Annotated in this window: 24 protein-coding genes; 14 read left to right on the forward strand and 10 right to left on the reverse strand. The window is 34.2% G+C overall.

The window, feature by feature from the left end; all coding sequences use genetic code 11:
• Window positions 1–80: 80 nt before the first annotated feature.
• The gene (locus ACFO7M_RS06055; protein ID WP_379734600.1) at window positions 81–1043 is read left to right on the forward strand and encodes a Na/Pi cotransporter family protein; all 963 of its coding nucleotides are present in this window, start codon (window positions 81–83) and stop codon (window positions 1041–1043) included.
• Here the strand turns inward: ACFO7M_RS06055 and ACFO7M_RS06060 are convergent.
• The 4 genes from ACFO7M_RS06060 to ACFO7M_RS06075 all read right to left on the reverse strand — a co-directional run bounded on the left by ACFO7M_RS06060 (window position 1035) and on the right by ACFO7M_RS06075 (window position 4758).
• Window positions 1035–1862, reverse strand: a complete 828-nt coding sequence (locus ACFO7M_RS06060; RefSeq protein ID WP_379711963.1) for a S1 RNA-binding domain-containing protein — start codon at window positions 1860–1862, stop codon at window positions 1035–1037. The two genes, ACFO7M_RS06055 and ACFO7M_RS06060, sit on opposite strands and share 9 nt — an antisense overlap.
• Window positions 1863–1965: 103 nt before the next feature.
• Window positions 1966–2307, reverse strand: coding sequence for a DUF2853 family protein (locus ACFO7M_RS06065; RefSeq protein ID WP_379711961.1), 342 nt, complete (start codon window positions 2305–2307; stop codon window positions 1966–1968).
• Between the two features lie 81 nt (window positions 2308–2388).
• Entirely contained in the window at window positions 2389–4041 is a 1653-nt protein-coding gene (gene menD, locus ACFO7M_RS06070) for a 2-succinyl-5-enolpyruvyl-6-hydroxy-3-cyclohexene-1-carboxylic-acid synthase (protein ID WP_379734602.1), read from the reverse strand.
• A 24-nt stretch (window positions 4042–4065) separates the two neighbouring features.
• A complete protein-coding gene (locus ACFO7M_RS06075; protein ID WP_379711957.1) occupies window positions 4066–4758 on the reverse strand; it encodes a hypothetical protein in 693 nt (230 codons plus the stop codon).
• A 70-nt stretch (window positions 4759–4828) separates the two neighbouring features.
• Here ACFO7M_RS06075 and ACFO7M_RS06080 point away from each other — a divergent pair, with 70 nt between their 5' ends.
• From ACFO7M_RS06080 to ACFO7M_RS06105, 6 genes are all read left to right on the forward strand, one after another.
• Window positions 4829–5326, forward strand: coding sequence for a GNAT family N-acetyltransferase (locus tag ACFO7M_RS06080; RefSeq protein ID WP_379734604.1), 498 nt, complete (start codon window positions 4829–4831; stop codon window positions 5324–5326).
• 124 nt (window positions 5327–5450) lie between these two features.
• The gene (locus ACFO7M_RS06085; protein ID WP_379734606.1) at window positions 5451–7610 is read left to right on the forward strand and encodes a choice-of-anchor I family protein; all 2160 of its coding nucleotides are present in this window, start codon (window positions 5451–5453) and stop codon (window positions 7608–7610) included.
• A gap of 97 nt (window positions 7611–7707) precedes the next feature.
• Window positions 7708–8541, forward strand: coding sequence for a 50S ribosomal protein L11 methyltransferase (gene prmA, locus ACFO7M_RS06090; protein WP_379711951.1), 834 nt, complete (start codon window positions 7708–7710; stop codon window positions 8539–8541).
• Window positions 8542–8580: 39 nt separating this feature from the next.
• Window positions 8581–8856 carry an ATP-dependent Clp protease adaptor ClpS gene (locus tag ACFO7M_RS06095; protein WP_379711949.1) on the forward strand — a complete coding sequence of 92 codons (276 nt, stop codon included), beginning with the start codon at window positions 8581–8583 and terminating at the stop codon, window positions 8854–8856.
• Window positions 8857–8922: 66 nt separating this feature from the next.
• Window positions 8923–10203 carry a sterol desaturase family protein gene (locus ACFO7M_RS06100; RefSeq protein WP_379734608.1) on the forward strand — a complete coding sequence of 427 codons (1281 nt, stop codon included), beginning with the start codon at window positions 8923–8925 and terminating at the stop codon, window positions 10201–10203.
• A gap of 1 nt (window position 10204) precedes the next feature.
• On the forward strand, window positions 10205–10864 hold the full coding sequence (locus ACFO7M_RS06105) for a lysoplasmalogenase (RefSeq protein WP_379734610.1): 660 nt from the start codon (window positions 10205–10207) through the stop codon (window positions 10862–10864).
• Window positions 10865–10900: 36 nt separating this feature from the next.
• Here ACFO7M_RS06105 and ACFO7M_RS06110 read toward each other — a convergent pair whose 3' ends face one another.
• Together ACFO7M_RS06110 and ACFO7M_RS06115 are read right to left on the reverse strand one after the other, a co-directional pair.
• Complete coding sequence (locus ACFO7M_RS06110) at window positions 10901–11314, reverse strand: DUF6691 family protein (protein WP_379714978.1); 414 nt, start codon at window positions 11312–11314, stop codon at window positions 10901–10903.
• A gap of 3 nt (window positions 11315–11317) precedes the next feature.
• Window positions 11318–11875 carry a YeeE/YedE family protein gene (locus ACFO7M_RS06115; RefSeq protein WP_379734612.1) on the reverse strand — a complete coding sequence of 186 codons (558 nt, stop codon included), beginning with the start codon at window positions 11873–11875 and terminating at the stop codon, window positions 11318–11320.
• 80 nt (window positions 11876–11955) lie between these two features.
• Here ACFO7M_RS06115 and ACFO7M_RS06120 point away from each other — a divergent pair, with 80 nt between their 5' ends.
• The 7 genes from ACFO7M_RS06120 (at window position 11956) to ACFO7M_RS06150 (ending at window position 19485) form a co-directional block, all read left to right on the forward strand.
• Window positions 11956–12411: a 2-dehydro-3-deoxyphosphooctonate aldolase gene (locus tag ACFO7M_RS06120; RefSeq protein WP_379734613.1), complete on the forward strand. Its 456-nt coding sequence runs from the start codon at window positions 11956–11958 to the stop codon at window positions 12409–12411.
• 4 nt (window positions 12412–12415) lie between these two features.
• On the forward strand, window positions 12416–12919 hold the full coding sequence (locus ACFO7M_RS06125) for a GNAT family N-acetyltransferase (RefSeq protein WP_379734615.1): 504 nt from the start codon (window positions 12416–12418) through the stop codon (window positions 12917–12919).
• Between the two features lie 129 nt (window positions 12920–13048).
• The gene (uvrA, locus tag ACFO7M_RS06130) at window positions 13049–15880 is read left to right on the forward strand and encodes an excinuclease ABC subunit UvrA (protein ID WP_379734617.1); all 2832 of its coding nucleotides are present in this window, start codon (window positions 13049–13051) and stop codon (window positions 15878–15880) included.
• Window positions 15881–16001: 121 nt separating this feature from the next.
• Entirely contained in the window at window positions 16002–16724 is a 723-nt protein-coding gene (locus ACFO7M_RS06135; RefSeq protein WP_379711937.1) for a TIGR00730 family Rossman fold protein, read from the forward strand.
• 73 nt (window positions 16725–16797) lie between these two features.
• Complete coding sequence (locus ACFO7M_RS06140) at window positions 16798–17526, forward strand: phosphodiester glycosidase family protein (protein WP_379711935.1); 729 nt, start codon at window positions 16798–16800, stop codon at window positions 17524–17526.
• 114 nt (window positions 17527–17640) lie between these two features.
• A complete protein-coding gene (pepT, locus tag ACFO7M_RS06145; protein WP_379734619.1) occupies window positions 17641–18879 on the forward strand; it encodes a peptidase T in 1239 nt (412 codons plus the stop codon).
• A gap of 30 nt (window positions 18880–18909) precedes the next feature.
• A complete protein-coding gene (locus tag ACFO7M_RS06150; protein ID WP_379734621.1) occupies window positions 18910–19485 on the forward strand; it encodes a YdeI/OmpD-associated family protein in 576 nt (191 codons plus the stop codon).
• A 67-nt stretch (window positions 19486–19552) separates the two neighbouring features.
• Here the strand turns inward: ACFO7M_RS06150 and yajC are convergent, their stop codons facing one another.
• The 4 genes from yajC to ACFO7M_RS06170 form a co-directional block, all read right to left on the reverse strand.
• Window positions 19553–19816 carry a preprotein translocase subunit YajC gene (gene yajC / locus ACFO7M_RS06155; protein ID WP_379734623.1) on the reverse strand — a complete coding sequence of 88 codons (264 nt, stop codon included), beginning with the start codon at window positions 19814–19816 and terminating at the stop codon, window positions 19553–19555.
• 2 nt (window positions 19817–19818) lie between these two features.
• Window positions 19819–20319: a DUF1573 domain-containing protein gene (locus ACFO7M_RS06160; protein WP_379711927.1), complete on the reverse strand. Its 501-nt coding sequence runs from the start codon at window positions 20317–20319 to the stop codon at window positions 19819–19821.
• A 10-nt stretch (window positions 20320–20329) separates the two neighbouring features.
• Window positions 20330–21241, reverse strand: coding sequence for a transcription antitermination factor NusB (gene nusB / locus ACFO7M_RS06165; protein ID WP_379734625.1), 912 nt, complete (start codon window positions 21239–21241; stop codon window positions 20330–20332).
• A gap of 180 nt (window positions 21242–21421) precedes the next feature.
• Window positions 21422–22525 (reverse strand): Glu/Leu/Phe/Val family dehydrogenase, encoded by a 1104-nt coding sequence (locus ACFO7M_RS06170; RefSeq protein WP_379734627.1) that lies wholly within the window; start codon window positions 22523–22525, stop codon window positions 21422–21424.
• Between the last annotated feature and the right edge of the window lie 192 nt (window positions 22526–22717).

A 22717-nucleotide genomic window follows, 5' to 3' on the forward strand; every position in this document is an offset into this window, starting at 1 on the left:
TTCATATAGATAACCTTCACTTAACCTTTAAATAACACTATATCACTACATTTAACTTTAATAATTAAGAAAGGAGTTAAATGATGATTGAAATTATTTTAAAAATAATAGCTGGATTGGTATTGTTCCTTTTTGCAGTCAACAGTTTATCCGAAACTGTACAAAAAGCACTTGGAGAAAATACCAAAAAGTGGATTTTAAAATTTACTTCCAATACCTTTATGTCTGTCATTACCGGAATCGTTGTTACCGGTTTATTGGATTCTTCTTCAGCTGTCATCATTATCACCATTGTATTTGTTAATTCAAAACTACTAACCTTCAAACAATCAATGGGAATTGTACTTGGTGCGAATATAGGGACGACTATAAGCAGTCAGATTATCGCCATGGACATTGGGAAATATTCTCCAATACTATTATTGATAGGTTTCTCGTTGTTACTACTCTCCAAATCTGGAAAAATCAACAATTTTGCAAAAGTAATCTTGTATTTTGGGGTGTTGTTTTTCGGTTTATTTACCATGGAACAAGCTGTAGAGCCTTTGAAGGAAACTTCACGCTTTGCTGAATTTTTAAAAAATACAGATACACCACTTTATGGCACTTTCATTGGCGCTATAATTACTTTAATCATTCAATCATCATCTGCAACCGTAGCTATGGCTATATTGTTGACCAAAAAAGGATTATTAACCCTAAGTGGGGCTGTCGCAATAATGCTTGGTGCTGAATTAGGCACCTGCAGTGATACTTTACTCGCTACCATCAATGGGAGCAAACAAGCCATCAAAACAGGGTTATTTCATCTTACGTTTAATATTATATCAGTAGCGGTCGGATTATTATTCTTCACACCATTTGTAACTTTAGTTGAAAGCATGGGTTATGGATTACCAATTGAAAGATCAGTGGCCAATGCCCATATGTTATTTAATATTGGCGGTGCTTTAGCTTTTGTTTCTTTTTTACCTTTGGTAGAAAAGTTACTCAATAAAGTTTTTCCTGAAAAAGAGAATCAATTGGAAATTCGTTTAAACTAAATAAATTCCGTCTTCTTTGATTTCGATTAGCTTTTGTTTGTAAAGTGTACCGATAGCTTTTTTAAAAGTCTTTTTACTCATTTTGAGTACTGTTTTGATATCTTCAGGGTGCGAATTATCGGTTAGTCGTAAAAAACCACGACTAGCTTTCAATTCATCAAGAATATATTGCGCACTTGGTTCAACTTTATCAAATCCGATTTTAGTTGCTGAAACATCAATTTTACCATCAGGACGTATGTTCTTGATATAACCAATGATACGATCACCAGTACGTAAATCGTCGTATACTTCATTTTTATACAACAATCCCTTGTGTTTTTCATTAATGATTACATTGATCCCAACTTCCGTAATATGAGAAACAATCAAATCGACTTCTTCCCCATTCTCCACGGTAATTTCGGAATTATCCAAAAATTGATTGGTTTTGCTCGAACCCACCAATCGATTTGTTTTTTCATCCAAATACATATAAACCAAGTAACGTTTGCCTTGTTCCATTGGTCTCGCTTGCTCTTTGAACGGAACAAACAAATCCTTTTCCAGTCCCATATCAACAAAAGCACCAAAATTATTGGTATAATTCACTCGAAGTAATGAAAATTCATTCAAGTAGATATAAGGCTCCAATGTAGTAGCCACAGGTCTTTCTTCCTGATCCAAATACACAAACACTTCCAGTTCATCTCCTATTTCGAATTGTTCAGGAACATATTTGTTAGGTAATAGAATGTCGGTTTTTCCATCCGTTAGATATAAACCAATTTTTGTATCTCTGGCAATGGTAAGTATGTTGAATTTTCCTATTTGAATCATTTTTCTTAGTATCAAAGCCGCAAAGGTACAAAGTTTACGACTTATAGCAATAAAAAAAGCGTTCCTGAAGAAGAACGCTTTATCGGAATGTCATTTTTACATCTTATTTGTAAACACTTTCTTTTTTAAAATGTAAGGTCAATAGATAATACACTACCGCTCTATATTTATTCTTATTGGATTTTCCATATTTTTCAAGAACCGCATCAATTCCTTTGTCTAAATCGGCTCCGTCACTTAACCCTAATTTTTTAATCAGGAAATTATTCTTAACTGTATCCAATTCCGATTGCTGTGAACCCGAAACTGTCGCGGCATCTGGGTTATAAATAGCCGGTCCGCAACCTATTACTACTTTTGTCAATAAAGCCATATCTGGTGTAACCCCACATTTTTCTTTAAGATCGGCTGCATACTTTGCAATTAAATCATCTCTCTTGCTCATAGTTTTGTTGTTTAATTAATTCTATTTCTATTATAAACAGAACTAACGATTTTACAAACTTTTTATTGCAACCTAGTTCAATCATTTCAAATTTTTAAAATAATTTAACAGTACACTATCATTTTCTTTCTCAGGCGTGAAAATTTCGAAAATAATTGGTTTTCCCGAAGATTGAAAAGCATTCCAATTCGAGGAAATTCCTTCTACTGATTCAGCTGTTATATAGTTAAATCCGTACATTTTAGCCAAATGCTCTGCTGTTAAGTGATGGGAAGTCTCAAAATAAGTATTGAAGGTCTTCGTCTCTTGATGACCTGGTAAAATCCTAAAAATTCCACCACCTCCATTATTAATCAAGATGATTTTGAAATTTTGCGGTATATAATTATTCCAAAGTGCATTACTATCGTAGAAAAAACTAATATCACCGGTTATAAAAACTACGGGTTTATCGGTTTGTACTGCAGCCCCAATAGCTGTAGTCGTACTTCCATCAATACCGCTGGTACCGCGATTGCAAAACACATCAATATTTTTGTCTATTGAGAATAGCTGAGCATAACGTATAGGAGAACTATTGCTTATTTGTAATTGTATTGCTGTTGGCAATTTACCTAAAACAGTTTCAAATACCTTCAAATCAGTGAAAGGAGCTTTTTCCAAATAAATTTGATGCATTTTTGCCCGTAACGCTCTTATCTTTAAAGCGTTTAACTGATAGTCACTATCGATAGAATTGGTTTTAGGCAAAAAAGTAGAGAAAAACTGATTTGGAGCTACTTCAAAATGCTGACTCAAACAACCAAATGTATTATAGGCACGCAATTCATCAATATGCCAATGGTGTTTGGGCTGGTACTTTCTCAAAAATGCTTTAATACGTTTCGATACAATCATACCTCCAATAGTTACTAGGATATCAGGCTGAAACGCTTTGAAATCTTCATCCGTAAACGGAGTAATAATGGTATCTATATTGGTAATGAAATTAGAATGATGGGCATTTGAAGTCACTTCTGTCATAACCACAACACTGGAATCTTCTCCTAATCGATTTAAAAACTCTTGCGCTATTGCATCCGGATAATTTCCTCCCAAAAGAATCAGCTTTTTCTTTGATGCATTCCATAAATTTACAAATTCAGTGGTTGCAGGCTCTTCTTTAGCTTCAGTGAAAAGATTCACGAGTACAGGTCGAACAGATAAGTCTTCAACCGTTTCATACAATGGTTCTTCGAAAGGAACATTAATATGCACAGGCCCTTTTTTAGCATTGGCCACAAACAATGCTTCTTGAATTTTAAGATCGTTTTCTTCTGATGCTTCTTCGGTCAAATTAGCACTATATAGAATATGATTGGCAAATACATTTTCCTGACGAATCGTTTGACCGTCACCAATATCAATCTTATCATGAGGACGATCGGCAGAAATAATTACCAATGGAATTTGGTTATAAAAAGCTTCAGCAACCGCTGGGTAATAATTAAGCAATGCCGAACCCGAAGTACAAACAACTGCGACAGGTTTTTGAATTTGCTGTGCCATTCCCAAAGCAAAAAAAGCTGCACAACGTTCATCAGCAATACTATAACATGTAAAAGCAGTATTGTTAGTAAAACCAATTGTTAACGGAGCATTTCGTGAACCGGGAGATATCACTATATGTTGTAGTCCTTTAGCTAAAGAAATTTCAAGAATACTTTGAGCCAAAGGTATTTTAGGGTAAATCATTTTTTTAATTTCAGTATCGCAAAGTTACGAAGTTGCAAATTGATTTTCAGCATCATTTTCCTTCTCTTTTAAAATCAGAAATTGATAAAAAGCAAAGTGAGAAATGCCATACGATAAAATCACCATTTGATAAATCGCTTCATTCTTCAGATAAAATTTATTGATAAAAAAAGCACCTATTTGAACAATAAAAAAGATAGAACTCACTAATAACCAATATTCTTTCGAACCTGAATTATTGATATAATTAATGATCGCTACACCTCCAAGAAAAGAAGTTAAAAAAGCATTTACTATCCATATATAATAAGATTCACCAAGATATTCGACCACAAAATTGATGATATAGAGATAAATCACAAAAAAAGGCACCAAAGCAATACCAATAGCCAATCTGTTTTTAACAGTGACTAAGTCCAACACCAACAACGAAAGGCAAAATTTAAACAAAACTGAAGAAAAAGTGCCGTAAACATATAGTGAAGAATCTTCAGTAGCAAAAAAAACAGATGCTACCTGATACAATACTAAAGCGACAAAATACAGTATAACTTTTTTACTGGAAGTTATATAATACAGAACCAACAATATGGGAATTCTGACAAACCAGAAAAATTGTTCGAATTCCTCAATTTCCAACAATGACGAAAAACTATACAGCAATAAATTTACAAAGTATAGAATTATCAGTACTTTTGAGGAATCTTGTAACTTCATGTATACTATTTTTCGCTGATTGGGGTAACAATATATAAATTTACAACTTAAAAACCATATTCCGGATACAATGTCTATTATAATTAGAGAAGCCAACATTACTGATATGGACGCCGTCCTTGAAATCGTTAATTATGAAATACTGAACACTACAGCTATTTGGGATTACGACACAAGAACATTAGTTGAGCAGGAAGCAATATTTAACGAGAAGCAAGAAAAAAAGTTTCCATTTTTAGTGGCAGAAAAAGAAGGGAAAATTATTGGATTTGGTACTTATGGAACATTCCGATTTAAAATTGGATACCGATTCACTGTCGAACATTCCGTATATATCCATAAAGATTTTCACGGAAACGGTATTGGAAGTCTATTAATCAAAGAACTTGTAGAAATAGCCAAAAAACAGCAACTTCATACAATGATAGGAGTTATTGATTCCGAAAATCTTGGTAGTATTATTTTTCACGAGAAATTAGGGTTCAAAAAAGTAGGACACATTAAAGAAACCGGTTATAAATTCGATCGTTGGCTGGATTCTGTATTTATGCAGATAGTATTAGAATAATACTTACGAAACAATTTCAAAACATCTTAACATTTAGGTAATTAACATCTAATGATTTCCTATTTTTAAATTAAACTTATTTTAAGATTTCTGATTGACATTTGTGCGAAAATCAAACAAACTCATGTCAAAAATTTACTATCTTATTAAAGTTGCATGTATTATTGCTGTATTTACACAATATACCAATAGTAATGCACAAACCGCTTCATTTGCTTCTACTATGACAGTTGCCAATGAAAATCAAGGCACAATCAATGTAAACATCACTCTAACTTCTCCAACCACTTCATCTGTTGATGTAGTTGTAAAAGGTAGTCCATTCAGTACGGCAAATACGAGTGACTTTACATATTCTACTCAAACATTACAATTTACATCTGGAAGCTCTACAACGCAAACCATCACCATACCTGTTATTGACGATTCGATTCACGAACAACATTCAGAATATTTTGTACTAAGCCTAGAAAACCCATCTGGGCTAACTTTAGGTTCAAATGTTTTCACCACTATTTATATTAAAGACAATGATAATGTGGTTCGAATTCCAAACAACAACATAACTTTAGACTATGTGGGAAGTTTTGATCCTTCAGGAGTGAGCAATAGTACTTGTGAAATTGTAGTTCATGATCCTACTTCTCAACGATTATTCACCATTAGTTCTGTATCCAAAAAACTGGATATTGTTGATTTTTCAAATCCGGCAAATTTAAGTTTAGTTTCTTCAATTGATATGACTCCTTATGGTGGAATTACTTCGGTTGCTGTTAAAAATGGAATTGTTGCTGTTGCCTCCCCAAATACTAATGAACAACTGAACGGTTCAGTAGTTTTTTTCAACACCAATGGCGTATTTCAAAAACAGGTTACAGTTGGCGCATTACCTGATATGATTGTATTTACTCCCGATGGAACTAAAGTCATGACAGCCAATGAAGGACAACCCAACGATGCCTACACAATAGATCCTGAAGGTTCTGTATCTATCATTGATATTTCAGGTGGAATACCTTCGCTATCACAATCCAATGTTAGTACTTTACTTTTCACTGATTTTAATTCACAAGAAGCTTCCTTGCTCGCTTCAGGCATAAGAAAAACCAAAAACACAAGTACGCTTTCACAAGATTTCGAACCGGAATACATAACCATTAGTCCTGATTCACAAAAAGCATGGGTAACTATTCAGGAAAACAATGCGATTGCAGAAATCAATCTTACCAACGCAACAATTGCAGATGTTTGGGCTTTGGGAACAAAAGATGTCAGCCAACCCGGGAATGGTATGGATATTTCGGATAACAACGGTCAAGTAGTAATTGCAAACTGGCCTATCAAAGCCTATTATATTCCTGATGCCATTGGTAATTATTCGGTAGCAGGCAGTACCTATCTTGTAACTGCAAATGAAGGTGATGAAAAAGAATATACCGGTTTGAATGAAAGAACAACCATTGGCGCCAGTACATTGGATCCGGTTAATTTTCCTAATTCGATCATGCTGAAAAACAACAACAATACAGGCAGAATGCGAATCACCAATCTGAACGGAAATACAGATACCGATGCTGCTTATGAAGAATTGTATTGTTTAGGAAGTCGTTCTTTTTCGATTTTCAATACCACGACAAAAGCATTAGTTTATGATAGTGGGGACGATTTTGAAACCTATATCGCATCAACAAGCCCGTTTAATTCGCTTTTTAACGCCGATCATACTAGTTCGAATGCGACCAAAAACAGAAGTCGTGCCAAAGGTCCAGAACCAGAAGGACTAACCATTGCTGAACTAAACGGTCAAACCTTTGCCTTCATTACATTGGAAAGAACCGGAGGTGTAATGGTTTACGATATCACCAATCCTGTTGACGTCAAATTTGTAGAATACAAAACAAGTCGTAATACATCTGCCTATGGAGGAGATAACGGACCGGAAGGCATCACTTTTATACCGGCAGGAAATAGTCCTACAGGTAAAAATTATATTGCAGTTGCCAATGAAATCAGTGGAACAATTGCACTTTTCGAAATCAATACGACGAATTTATCCAATGATGAATTCGAAACTGAACCAAAAACATTGACATTGTTTCCTAATCCGTCTGAAAACGGTATAGTCTATTTCAATAGAATGGCAACTTATGAATTGTTTGACGTTACAGGAAAACTGATTTCTTTTGATACAAATACTTTAACAATCAATACTTCTAAATTAAAAGCGGGAATCTATCTGGTAAAAACTAATGAAGGTGTAACCAGAAAACTAATTGTGAGGTAAAACAACCTAACCGTTAAAGTAAATAAAAACAGCCAGATTCTTCTGGCTGTTTTTTACTTATCTCTTTTGAAATCGTATCTTTGCAAAAAAATAATTTATGTCAAACATATATATCGGATATCATTTCACTGTAGAACCAAAAGAATTAGGCTCAGAGATTTTAATTGCAGAATTAGGTGAAAAACCTTTTGATAGTTTCATCGAAACAGATCATGGTTTTTCTGCTTTCATTCAAAAAGATCTTTGGAATGAAACTATTTTGGATGACATTTATATTTTAGAAAATCCAGAATTCAAAATCACTTATACCTTCGAAGAAATCGAGCAAACCAACTGGAATGAGGAATGGGAAAAAAACTTTGATCCAATTGACGTTGACGGTTTATGCCATGTTCGTGCTCCTTTTCATCCAAAAACAGAAGCTCAATTTGATATTGTAATCGAACCCAAAATGAGTTTTGGAACAGGCCATCATGAAACCACTCATATGATGATTCAACATTTATTGGAAATGGATGTAACCGGAATGAAAACTCTGGATATGGGATGTGGTACAGCTATTCTAGCTATTTTGGCAGAAATGAAAGGCGCACAACCTATTGATGCTATTGATATTGATAATTGGTGTTATTTGAATTCAATTGAAAATGCGGAAAGAAACAACTGTAAACACATCAGTGTCTATGAAGGTGATGCTGCACTATTGAAAGGAAAAAAATACGATTTGATTATTGCTAATATCAACCGAAATATTTTGCTAAACGACATGCAAACCTATGTGGATTGTTTGAACAAAGACGGAATCATACTTTTTAGTGGTTTTTACGAACAAGATATTCCTTTCATCGATGCATCATGTACTGAAAAAGGACTGACCTTTGTTAAAAAAATAAACAGAAACAACTGGGTATCACTAAAATACGTAAATTAGTAATAGTAAATTCCCTTTAAAAAAATTTGACAATACGTTATGGCAACTATAGAAAAAACACAAATCAAAACGACAGTTCTAGAAGAAGTAAGCATTAATCATGAGATAGTTCTTTATAATGATGATGTAAATACATTTGATCATGTGATTGAAACTTTGATAAGAGTATGCAAACATGAGGAATTACAAGCAGAACAATGTGCAATTTTAGTTCATTATACTGGAAAATGTGCTGTAAAGACGGGATCTTTTGACGAGTTAAAACCTCAATGTACAGCTTTACTAGACGCTGGATTAAGCGCTGAAATCATTTAACAATAAAAAATAAATTTGTTAAATCCTGAAATCTGCATATCTTTCCATTTTAAATTTTAAAATAACATGGTAGAATACGGAAAAATACTTATCATAGCAATGCCTTGCTTCTTGCTATTAATTATCATTGAGAAATTATATGGCTATTACAAAGGAGTGGATCATGTTCCGTTAATGGATAGTGTATCAAGTATCAGTTCCGGAATTACCAATGCCACAAAAGATGTACTTCAATTAAGCATTACCATTTTTGCCTATGGTGAAATGGTTGATCATTTAGCAATCTTCACAATTAAGGAATCTGCTATAGCTTACATTATTGCTTTCATTGCAATTGATTTCCAAGGCTATTGGACACATCGTTGGGCGCATCAAATTAATTTTTTCTGGAACAAACACGCTATTCACCACAGCAGTGAAGAATTCAATTTATCTTGTGCTCTTCGTCAATCCGTATCAACATTTATCAATTTATTTACCTTTTTGTTATTACCCGCAGCACTTTTGGGAGTTCCTGCCAAAGTAATCGCCATAACACTTCCTATTCAGTTTTTTGTACAATTTTGGTACCATACTAAATACATCAACAAGATGGGATTTTTGGAAAAAATTATTGTAACACCTTCTCATCACCGTGTACACCATGCTATAAACCCAGAATACATGGATAAAAATCATTCCCAAGTTTTCATCATTTGGGATAAAATGTTTGGTACGTTTCAAGAAGAATTACCCGAAGTTCCAGCAGTATTCGGTATTACACGCCCCGCAGAAACTTGGAATCCAATCAAAATCAATTTTCAGCATTTATGGGTATTGATTAGAGATGCATGGCGAGCAGAAAAATTTTCAGATAAATTAAAAATCTGGTTTATGCCAACAGGATGGAGACCTGAAGGATTTGATGAAAGATATCCATTGCACAAAATTGACAATGTATTTGATTTCAAAAAATTCGGAACCGACAACTCCAAAACTCTGATTGGTTGGTCAATCACTCAATTATTGATCACACTTTTACTAATTACTTATTTCTTTGACAATATTGCTCAAATTATGGAAGCCAGCAAATTTGGAATCTTCTACTATGGTGCTTTTGTATTCATTACAGTATACAGTTATACCGAGTTGATGGATAAAAACAAATACGCATTCGTTTGGGAAAGCATTCGATTCTTTTTTGCAATGGCAATTATCACCTTAACTGGTAGCTGGTTCGAAATAGATAGTACAATTCCTTATGGAACTTACATTGTCACAGGTTATCTTACTTTATCACTTTTGGTTAGTATTTACTTTGTCACTTCTGAATTCAAAACCTTAGATCAACCAGTTTTAAACGCATAACATGAACAAATTTTTAAACTATTTTGTAGGGATTAGTGCATTCTATTTATTGTTAATTGCTATTGGTAAAGAAGACTTAGCTTGGTTTTTCAAGCCTTTATTATTACCCGGATTACTTTTGGCGACCAATAGTTACAACAGTTTTCCTACTAAAAAATGGCTCCTACTTGCTTTAGGATTCTCATGGTTAGGTGATATTATTTTAATGTTTGCTGATAAAGGAGAACTGTTTTTTATTTTTGGTTTGGTTTCTTTTTTAATCGCCCATATTCTGTTTATTGTATTATTTATAAAACAAGACACTCAGTTTAGCCCCAATAAATTACTTTTCGGTCTCGGAATACTTGCCGTTGCTGGTTATCTATATACCATGCTAACACTATTAATACCTTCTCTAGGTGAACTTAAAATTCCCGTATCTGTTTATGCTTTTATCATATCATTGATGTTGATAATGGCTATACGAGGTTCATTAACTTGGATAAGACCTATGAACATATTGATTTTAAATGGGGCAATTGCATTTGTAACTTCAGATAGTATTTTAGCTATCGACAAATTTTACAATCCATTGCCGAACGCATCATTACTTATCATGTCAACGTATATTATAGCGCAATTTCTAATCACTTTAGGGATTTTAAAATTAAACCACGAATAATAAAAAAAGGCCTAAAGGCCTTTTTTTATTATTGTTTTAGTGTGGTAATTTATCTTTTACCAATCCATATATAAACGTTCCTAAAAGAGCTCCAAAAAGCACTATAGCAACTGCAGGAATGCCAGCTCCCAAAAGAATGAAAATCGGTCCAGGACATGATCCGACTAAAGCCCAACCCAATCCAAAAAGAAAACCTCCAATAATGTAACGAGCAAAACCTTTTTCCTTATCAAGGATTTCAATCGGTTGCCCTTTAAAATCTTTAATTCCTTTTTTCTTGATAATCATCAAACCAATTACACCGGTCATTATTGCTACACCAATAATTCCGAACATATGGAACGATTGAAACATAAACATTTCATAAATACGATACCAAGAAACCGCTTCGGCTTTGGTTAAAACAATTCCGAATAACATCCCAACTGCAAAAAATCGAAATAACTTCATCATCTAAAAAATTAACGGAATTAAAAAATGAGCCATAACCAATCCGCCTAAAAAGAAACCGATTACAGCAATTAAAGAAGGTAACTGCAAATTACTTAAACCTGAAATGGCGTGACCAGAAGTACATCCTCCTGCATAACGCGTACCAAATCCGATTAAGAATCCACCAAAAATCAGAATAAAGAAACCTTTACCGCTAAATAGGGCTTGCGTTCCGAAAATAGCATCTGGCGCTAATTTACCGTTTGGCGCATCGATACCAATCGCATGTAATTGAACAATTGTTTTCGGATTTATACTGATATTATCCGGATTGCTTAAAAAATGGTAGGCAATAAATCCTCCGGCTATAGCACCCAAGACCACAGCAAGGTTCCATTTTTGTTCTCTCCAGTCAAAATCAAAAAACGAAGCACATTTTCCGGCACCAGCCATCGAACACAAAGTCCTTAAGTTTGAGGACATACCAAATGATTTCCCAAAATAGGTTAAGAGCAGCATGATCATACCGATCAAAAAACCGGAAACTGACCAGTGCCACGTTGTTGTAATAAACTCCATCTAAAAATATTTTTCTACAAAAGTATAAGTTTGTCACTATATTTGTTACACATCAAATGAAAAAGTAAAATTAATCCCGAATGAAGACTAAACTAGTATTGATTATTTTCTCATGCATTCTTTTAACTTCTTGCATTAGTACAAAATCAACTATTAAAAACATTGACGACAGTGTTCCTGGACCCGCTTTAAACGAAGCTTACAACAGTTTTGTTATTACACTAAAAGCGACTGATAAAAAATATGGATACCACGAGGATTACCCAGTAAATGTTGGCTTCACGAATTTAAAAGACGGACCTAATAATCAAATCCGCTTTTTAAATGCCTTAGCCGGACCGAATGGTGAAAAAGTAACGTATGTAAAAAAAGATGCTTGTTGTCCTTTTCCAACCAAAAAGAGTGAAATGGGAGCCGGTACAATTGATATGTTTGAAGTCACTTGGGAAGGAAATAGCAAACCCGTAATCTTATACGTTAATAAATTCGAAAAAGGAGTTTTAATGATTCCGATGGGGTTTTCAGCAAGAAAATAGCATTATGATTGAATTAAGACCCTACGCTTTCGAGCATTTGGAAAATTTTGTGTTGCTCCGAAACAATCCTAATATTGCCAAAAACGGATTCGACAGAACACCCTATCCTTATACTACTGAATACGCTACCGAATTATTCAGCAAACATGTTGGTAAAAATCCTGCGGAACGCTTTTTATTATTTTATAACAACCAATTGTGCGGAGAAATAGGTATTTGGCTCAGAGATGACATTTACCGACTTAATGCCGATATAGGTTATTTCATTGCTGAACCATTTTGGGGAAAAGGCATTGCTACCGAAGCCATTAAACAAATGACCGAATATACTTTCAACACCTTTGATGTTATTCGGATTGTTGCAGGCGTATTTGCATTCAACAAAGCTTCGATGAGAGCCTTGGAAAAAAACGGTTATATCCTGGAAGCTATCCATAAAAAAGGAGTAATCAAAAACAATGAAATCATAGATGATTGTATCTGGGTGAAATTCAAAGAAGGATTTTAAATAAGAAGTCCTTATTATCGTATTAAAGAATACGCTTTCCATAAACTTTAAGATTATTTTCTGAAAAACAGAATGGAACCCAATTCCTAATTTGTTCGGGATTCAGTATCTTTGTGTTTTGCCATATATATGCAACATTCAGAAGAAACTATTGAAATCATTGGCGCGAGAGCGCATAATCTCAAAAATATCGACGTTACTATCCCAAGGGAAAAACTAGTAGTGATAACCGGGCTTTCGGGATCAGGAAAATCCTCTTTGGCCTTCGATACCATTTATGCAGAAGGTCAACGCCGTTACATCGAAACGTTTTCAGCTTATGCCCGACAGTTTTTAGGCGGATTGGAACGTCCAGATGTAGATAAAATCGACGGTTTGTCTCCTGTTATTGCCATCGAGCAGAAAACCACTAGTAAAAGCCCTCGATCAACAGTAGGCACTATCACTGAAATTTACGATTTTCTTCGCTTGCTTTTTGCCCGAGCTGGTGACGCCTATAGTTACAATACGGGTGAAAAGATGGTTTCATACTCCGATGAACAGATTAAGGCATTAATCATTGAGAATTTCAAGGGAAAAAGAATTAATATTTTGGCGCCGATCATCCGCGCACGTAAAGGACATTATGCTGAATTATTCCAACAAATAGCCAAGCAAGGCTTTGTAAAAGTACGTGTCAATGGCGATGTTCAGGATATACTTCCAGGAATGAAACTGGATCGTTATAAAACGCATGATATTGAAATAGTGATTGATCGCTTGGTGATTGACGCTTCTGAAGACAATGAAAAAAGATTGAATGAAAGTATCAAAACGGCCATGTATCATGGAGAAAACGTATTGATGATTTTAGACCAAGACACAAATGAAGTCCGCTTTTTTAGTAGAAATTTAATGTGTCCGTCTACCGGAATCTCTTATCAAAATCCGGAACCCAATTTATTTTCATTCAATTCCCCAAAAGGAGCTTGTGAACATTGCAACGGATTGGGAACGGTGAATGAAATCAACATTAAAAAGATTATACCGAATACAAAATTATCTATCAAAAGTGGTGGTATTGCTCCTATCGGAGAATACAAATCGACCTGGATTTTCAAACAATTGGAAACTATTGGAGAAAAATTTGGGTTTAAATTGACCGATGCCATAGAAACCATTTCGGACGAAGCCATGGAAATGATTTTGAATGGCGGCAAAGAGAAATTCTCTATAGAATCGAAAACGGCAGGAGTTACCAAAGAATATAAAATTGATTTTGAAGGCATATCCAATTTCATCAAGTCACAACATGACGAATCAGAATCAACTTCGATTAAACGTTGGGCAAAAGATTTTATGGATGAAGTTAATTGTGGTGAATGTGGAGGTTCACGACTGAAGAAAGAAGCCTTGTATTTCAAAATCAATGAAAGAAATATAGCCGAATTATCCAATATGGATATATCGGAGCTAACTAATTGGTTTTTGGATGTTGACCAGCATTTGACAGAAAAGCAAAAAATTATTGCTACAGAAATTCTAAAAGAAATTAGAGCTCGTTTACAGTTTTTAGTAGATGTGGGCTTGAATTATTTGGCTTTAAGCAGAAACTCAAAATCCCTTTCAGGAGGTGAAGCCCAGCGTATACGTTTGGCCACACAAATTGGTTCACAACTTGTTGGTGTCTTATACATTTTGGATGAACCCAGTATTGGATTGCATCAGAGAGATAATGAGAAACTGATTCATTCATTGGAACAGTTACGTGATATTGGAAATTCGGTGATTGTTGTAGAACATGACAAAGATATGATTGAGAGAGCCGATCATGTAATTGACATTGGACCGAAAGCCGGAAAATATGGTGGACAAATCATCAGTCAGGGAACTCCAAAAGAACTTCTCAAAGAAGATACGATCACCGCACAATTCATGAGTGGCAAGATGAAAATCGAAATACCGAAAGAAAGAAGAAAAGGAAATGGAAAATCCTTGAAACTTACCGGAGCTACCGGGAATAATTTAAAAAATGTTTCAATTGAATTACCTTTAGGTAAACTCATCTGTGTGACAGGAGTTTCCGGTTCAGGAAAATCGACATTGATTAACGAAACCCTATACCCTATTTTGAACGAACACTTTTTCAATGCGGTTAAAAAACCACAACCGTTCAAAAAAATAGAAGGTTTAGAACATATAGACAAAGTAATTGACATCGATCAAAGTCCAATTGGAAGAACACCGCGTTCAAATCCGGCAACGTATACCGAAGTATTTACAGAAATTCGCAGTTTGTTTACACAGACACCTGAAGCGATGATTCGAGGATACAAAGCGGGGCGTTTCAGTTTTAATGTAACCGGCGGAAGATGTGAAACCTGCGAAGGAAGCGGCGTACGAACTATCGAAATGGCCTTCTTACCGGATGTTTATGTAGAATGTGAAACCTGTCAAGGAAAACGTTTCAACAGAGAAACCTTAGAAATACGTTACAAAGGAAAATCTATTTCTGATGTGCTGAACATGACAGTGGATGAAGCAGTACCATTTTTTGAAAACATTCCGAAGATCTACCGCAAGATTAAAACCATTCAGGATGTTGGATTGGGCTATATCACTTTGGGACAGCAGAGTACTACACTTTCCGGAGGTGAAGCACAACGTATTAAACTGGCAACGGAATTGTCCAAGAAAGATACCGGAAATACTTTCTACATTATGGACGAACCAACAACCGGTTTACACTTTGAAGATATTAGAGTATTGATGGATGTGATTCATCGATTGGTTGACAAAGGTAATTCGGTGTTGATTATTGAGCACAACATGGATGTAATCAAACTGGCTGATTATATTATAGACATTGGATATGAAGGCGGAAAAGGTGGTGGCGAAGTCGTTGCAAAAGGTACTCCAGAGGAAATTGTAAAAAATAAAAAGAGCTATACAGCGCAGTTTCTAAAAAAAGAATTATTTTAGTCGGCTGATTTTTCTAGCCCCGATGGAAGTGGCATCCTTTTTTTGCTTTAATAAATGGCAAAAAAAGATAGAACGAACAGCGGGAAACAGCTCCTAATAACAATAAAAAAGTAAAAGATAAATGAAAGAAGAGTTTTTAAATGAAGATGATAGAATTCAGGACAAATTAAAACAAAAAACCTGGAACGAAATACGTACCAACGATTCATGGGCGATTTTTAAAATCATGTCGGAATTTGTGAATGGATATGAATCTATGGCCAGAATTGGTCCTTGTGTATCTATTTTCGGTTCGGCACGTACCAAACCAGAAGACAAGTATTATTTATTAGCAGAACGAATTGCTTACAAAATCAGTAAAGCAGGATACGGCGTAATTACTGGTGGTGGTCCTGGTATTATGGAAGCAGGAAATAAAGGCGCACATCGTGGCGAAGGAACTTCTGTTGGGTTGAATATAGAGTTGCCTTTTGAACAACACTTCAATCCTTATATTGACAAAGATAAAAACTTAAATTTCGATTATTTCTTTGTTCGCAAAGTAATGTTCGTGAAATATTCACAAGGATTTGTGGTTATGCCGGGTGGATTTGGAACCCTAGACGAATTGTTTGAAGCGATTACACTAATCCAAACGAAGAAAATTGGAAAATTCCCTATTATCCTAGTTGGAAGTCAGTTTTGGAAAGGATTGATTGATTGGGTAAAAGAAATCATGATTGATCAGGAAAAAACTGTGAGTCCGGGTGATATGGATTTAATTCAAATCGTAGATACGGAAGAAGAAGTAGTAGAAGCATTAGATAATTTCTACAAAAAATACAATTTGAGTCCGAACTTTTAATACAATAACGCCCCAATTGGGGCGTTTTCTTTTACAACTGTTATCTTTACTTTTCGAACTTTAAACAAACCAAATGACAAAGAAACATCGCATTTCCATTATGGTATTGATTTTATCGATATCTACTTACCTACTTGTTTCCACACAAAAAAAGGAATTGGAAGACGATCGATTCGTTACTTATATAGTCAATCCTAAAAAGAAAAAAGTTACTTTCTTTTGGAAAAATGAAAACAATGAAAATTTCAAGAATGCCAAAAATTTAAAGTCATGGCTTGCACAACATAAAAAGCAATTGATTTTTGCAACCAATGGTGGGATGTATAAGAAAGATGGATCACCGCAAGGCCTTTACATAGAAAATAGAAAGACAAAACAAAAAATAGATACTGCAAATGGTAACGGCAACTTCTATCTAAAACCCAATGGCATTTTTTATATCACTGCAGATCAACTGCCGCATATCTGTTCTACACAAAAATTTATAGACAACGGTATAGTTCAATACGCTACACAATCGGGACCGATGCTAGTGATTAATGGAGAAATACATTCATCTTTCAAAGAAAAATCAACCAATGTCAATATACGTAATGGTGTTGGAATTTTACCTGATAATCGTATCGTTTTTGCTATATCAAAAAAAGAAATCAACTTTTATGATTTTGCGAACTATTTCAAAAAGCTTGGCTGCAAAAACGCTTTGTACTTGGATGGTTTTGTATCCCGAACTTATCTACCTGAAAAAAAATGGATTCAAACTGATGGTGAATTTGGAGTTATCATTGCTGTAACTAAATAAATTCACAACCAGTCAGTATTGATAAAAAAAGGTTGAAGTCCAAAAAAGCCAATTTTCTACAGTAAAATCATAAGCAAATAAACTTTATATTTGTGAGTACTAAAATCAATAAAAATGCAACATATCATTGATCGTTTTATCAGCTATGTAACTATCGATACTGAAGCTGATCCAAACTCCAATACCACTCCAAGTTCTGCTAAACAATGGGATTTAGCCAATAAATTAGTTGAAGAATTAAAAGCCATCGGGTTACAAGATGTTAGTATTGACGACAAAGCCTATATTCAGGCTACTTTACCAAGTAATATCGATAAAAAAGTACCTACAATTGGATTTGTTTCCCATTTTGATACTACTCCTGATTTTACTGGAGCCAACGTAAAACCTCAAATTATACCAAATTATGATGGTGGAGACATTATTCTGAATAAAGAACAAAACATCATATTATCACCTTCTTATTTTGAAGATTTGTTATTATACAAAGGACAAACTTTGATTACTACTGATGGTACAACACTTTTAGGCGCAGACGATAAAGCAGGAATTACTGAAATCGTAACTGCGATGGAATATTTAATCCAACATCCGGAAATTAAGCACGGAACTATTAAAGTTGGTTTTACTCCAGATGAGGAAATTGGTCGTGGTGCCGACTTCTTCGATGTTGAAAAATTTGGTTGTGATTGGGCCTACACAATGGATGGAAGTCAGATTGGTGAATTGGAGTATGAAAACTTCAATGCAGCTGGTGTAAAATTGAAATTCAAAGGAAAAAGTGTACATCCAGGCTATGCAAAAGGAAAGATGATCAACTCAATGCTTTTGGCCAACAAATACATTACCAAGTTACCCAAAAAAGAAGTTCCGGAGAGAACCAAAGACTATCAAGGATTTTTCCATGTCGTTCATTTTGACGGTAGCATCGAAGAAACAAATGTTCAGTTGATTATTCGTGATCATGATCGCAAAAAATTTGAGAAACGTAAAAAATTAGCGCAAAAAATTGCCGATAAAATCAACAAAAAATACGCAAAACAATTTGGCGAAGATATTGTTGAAATTGAGATCAAAGACCAATATTACAACATGCGTGAAAAGGTTGAGCCGGTTATGCATATTGTTGAGATTGCTGAAAAAGCAATGAAAAACTTAGGCATTAAACCACTTATTAAACCCATACGTGGTGGAACTGATGGTTCGCGTTTGTCATATATGGGATTACCGTGTCCAAATATTTTTGCAGGTGGTCATAATTTCCACGGAAAATACGAATATGTTCCGGTAGAAAGCATGCAGAAGGCAGTAGAAGTGATTATCGAAATTGCCCAACTTACGGCGGATCAATAATTCATTTCATTCCAATATTGCAAATTCAACATGGAAGAAAAAAAATCATGGCAGCAAAATGATCTTTGGGAAAAAGAAATTGATTTTCTTAAAGCCATTATCAATACAACTCAATTAGTAGAATCCACTAAATGGGGAGGAATAGTGTACACTCTCAACAATAAAAACGTATTGGGAATTGGTGGATTCAAATCCTATTTTGGTTTGTGGTTTTTCAATGGTGTTTACTTAAAAGACGAAGCCAATTTATTGGTGAGCGGCAATGAGACTACTAAAGCCCAACGTCAATTGCGTTTCAATTCGTTGGAGGAAGTAGATGAAAAATTAGTGTTGAATTACATCAATGAAGCCATTCAGTTGGAAGAAAAAGGTGTCAAACACAAAGCTAAAAAATCGCCATTGGCACTTTCGGCTTACTTTGAATCGTTTTTAGATTCCAATAAAGAAATAAAAAAAGCATTTGAAGCATTCAGTCTAACTAAGAAAAAAGAATTTGCAGAGTATATCGATACCGCTAAACAGGAAAAGACGAAAGAAACCCGTTTAGAAAAGATTACTCCTTTGATTTTAGAAGGCATAGGACTGAATGACAAATACAGAAAATAAGTTCCATTTTTGGACATAAAAAATCCCAAACGTTGTTTGGGATTTTTTTATATTATTAAGAATAGTATTATTTAGCAGTTAATGCGATACTTTTTTCTACAGAAACCGCAGAACGCTCGATTTTAAGCTTTCCTGACATCGTTTCAACTACTAATGTAGTTTCTGCTACTTCTACAATTTTAGCATGAATACCACCAATGGTAATAATCCTGTCGCCTATTTTAAGTCCATTTTGGAACTCTTTTTCTTTTTTAATTTTTCGTTGTTGTGGAATAATCATGAAGATGATCATTACAACAAACATCAATAATAATGGTAAAAAACTTTGCATAATTATTTTGCTTTTGGAGTTACATTCGCCTTGAAGTGAATTACTTCATGACCAGTTGCAGTATTTGTTGTTAAATTAATATGTTTACTTTGTTGTCCAGGTTTTCCTGCTGAATTGAAAACAATTTTAACCTCACCCGTCTTTCCTGGCTGAATAGGTTCTTTTGTCCATTCAGGAACGGTACAACCGCAGCTAGGTTGAGCGTTTACAATCAGCAAATCGGTTTTTCCTGTATTTTTTATTACGAAAGTATGTTCTACTTTATCTCCTTCATTAATAGTTCCGAAATCGAATTCCCCTTTATCTTGAAGCTCAGCGATTGGGTAATCCGCAATATTCATTTTTTTGTGCTCCTCTGACATTTGACTCGCAGGAATCATTTCCTGAGGTACCACCATATTACGATCATCGGTTTTAATAACAGCTAATTCTGATTTGTCTTTACATGACGTAGCCACAAACAAAGAAGCTAAAACTACTACAGTTGTTACGTTTTTAATCATAAAAAATATTTTACATTAATCCGCGGCCTACTTTTTTCAGTTTATCAGCTGCGGTAAAATCTTTAACTAAATTATCTAAAATTCCGTTGATAAATATAGAACTTTTTGGAGTAGAATATTCCTTTGCCAATTCTAAATATTCGTTAATTGTAACTTTTACGGGAATAGATGGGAATTTTAAAAACTCACATATTGCCATTCTTAAGATAATATTATCGATTTCTGCAATACGTTCTGCTTCCCAATTTGGTGTTTTATCTGCATATTCCTGAGCTAATGCTTTCTCATTCAGAATAGTTCTTCTGAACAATTGCGATACAAAGTCTTTATCATCAACATCGTTGTATAATTTAGGAACTTTAAAACCACCATCTTCTGAATTGGTAATTGTTTTCAGTTGTTTTAGAATCAATGTATTCACTAGTGGAATATCATCAATCCAAGTCAGCTTATGATCTTCCAGATATTCGTACAATTTCACATTGGGTGCGATCAAATCAGTAAAAACAGCAACAACAAACTCTTTATCTTCTTCAAAAGTAGAAGTAGATTTGCTCATATATTGTTTGTACAAATCACTTTCTTTAATATCGTTAATCAGAATTTGAATGTATTCGTCATTAATCTTCCAATTATTAATTTTACGTGTTTCCAAGGCAATAGAAAGCGAGTTATTCTCAGATAGAATATGCAATACTTTATTGTTGACGAATTTTAAATTGGGATTTTTCTCTTCTTTAGTAGCCAAGTGTTTTTTACGGGAAATCTCAATAAAAGCTTCTTCTTTTGCTTTTATTTCAACCAAGGTAGAAATCATGATCAAGTACAGATCTTGTACATTTTCGATACTTTGAAACAAGAATTTTTCTTCTTTTTCAATACTATCTGAACTGTTTTGATGCATAGAATAGAGAGTTTGCATCACTTTTACTCGAATATGTCTTCTGTTTAACACTGGATAAGAACTTTTAAAAATTAATGAAGCGAAAGAATCTCTTTCGCTTCACAAAAATACAATTTTATTTATATTTTTCTAGAATAGTTAGAAATTTAGACTCTTTTGAAATAAGTCTAAAAACATAACCATCTGATTATCTTACAATTATTTAGCTAATTCTTTTTTTCTCAAATCGATACGATTTTGAGCAATTTTGAAAGCCGCTTCGTGAGTTGTGATATTGTTAGCATCTGCATAATCAAAAATTTCCAATGTAGTATTGTAAATATTTTCAGTTTTACGCATCGCTTCTGCTTTATCATATTTTACGATTTCAGCATACACATTAATAATACCACCGGCATTGATTAAGAAATCTGGAGCATATAAAATACCTCTATCTTTCAACATTTGACCATGTTTAATTTCGTTAGCCAACTGATTGTTCGCAGCACCAGCAATCACTTGTGCTTTCAATTTTCCGATAGTTTCGTCATTGATTGTTGCACCTAATGCACATGGAGCGTAGATATCAACATCTGCACCATACAAATCGTCACCAGTAAAGATTTTAGCACCGTATTTGTTACCAATTTCTTTCAAACGATCTTCATTAATATCTGAAATAACCACTTTAGCACCTTCAGCAGTCAAATAATCAACTAAAGTTTCCCCTACGTGACCGATACCTTGTACTAAAACTTTTTTACCATCTAAATTATCGGTACCAAATTTATATTTAGCAGCCGCCTTCATTCCCATGTAAACACCATAAGCTGTTACCGGTGAAGGATTTCCAGAACCTCCGATAGATTCAGAAATTCCTGTTACATGTTCTGTATATTTACGAATTAAATCCATATCCGCAGTAGTAGTTCCTACATCTTCTGCAGTAATATATCTACCACTTAATGAATTTACATACTGACCGAATTTTGCGATCATTTCAGGAGTTTTATCTACTTTAGAATCTCCGATGATAACAGCTTTACCGCCACCAAGATTTAATCCAGAAATTGCCGACTTATACGTCATACCACGAGACAAACGCAATACGTCGTTTAAGGCTTCCCATTCGTTTGTATATTTCCACATTCTAGTTCCGCCCAAAGCTGGTCCTAAAACTGTGTTGTGGATACCAATTATTGCTTTTAAACCAGTATCTTTGTCGTTACAAAAAACAATTTGTTCGTGATTATCAAAAGAAACTTGACCAAATACTGGGTCAACTTTATGAAGTTCACTAGCTTTTAAAGATTCAGTAATCATAATGAATGTTTTTATAGTTTTGACCTTTTAAAAAAGTCGGTGCAAAAGTACGCTTTTAATTCAAGATTTTGCAATTTTAACACAATTTTTAATACTCAATTGCAAAATATGTAATTTTATTATCAATAAATTTGAAGCTTATTTTAATAAAAATATTAAATATTTCACAACATAATTAGCGTTTTATAAAAT

The sequence above is a fragment of the Flavobacterium sp. GCM10023249 genome, from assembly GCF_042653365.1.
Lineage (GTDB): Bacteria > Bacteroidota > Bacteroidia > Flavobacteriales > Flavobacteriaceae > Flavobacterium.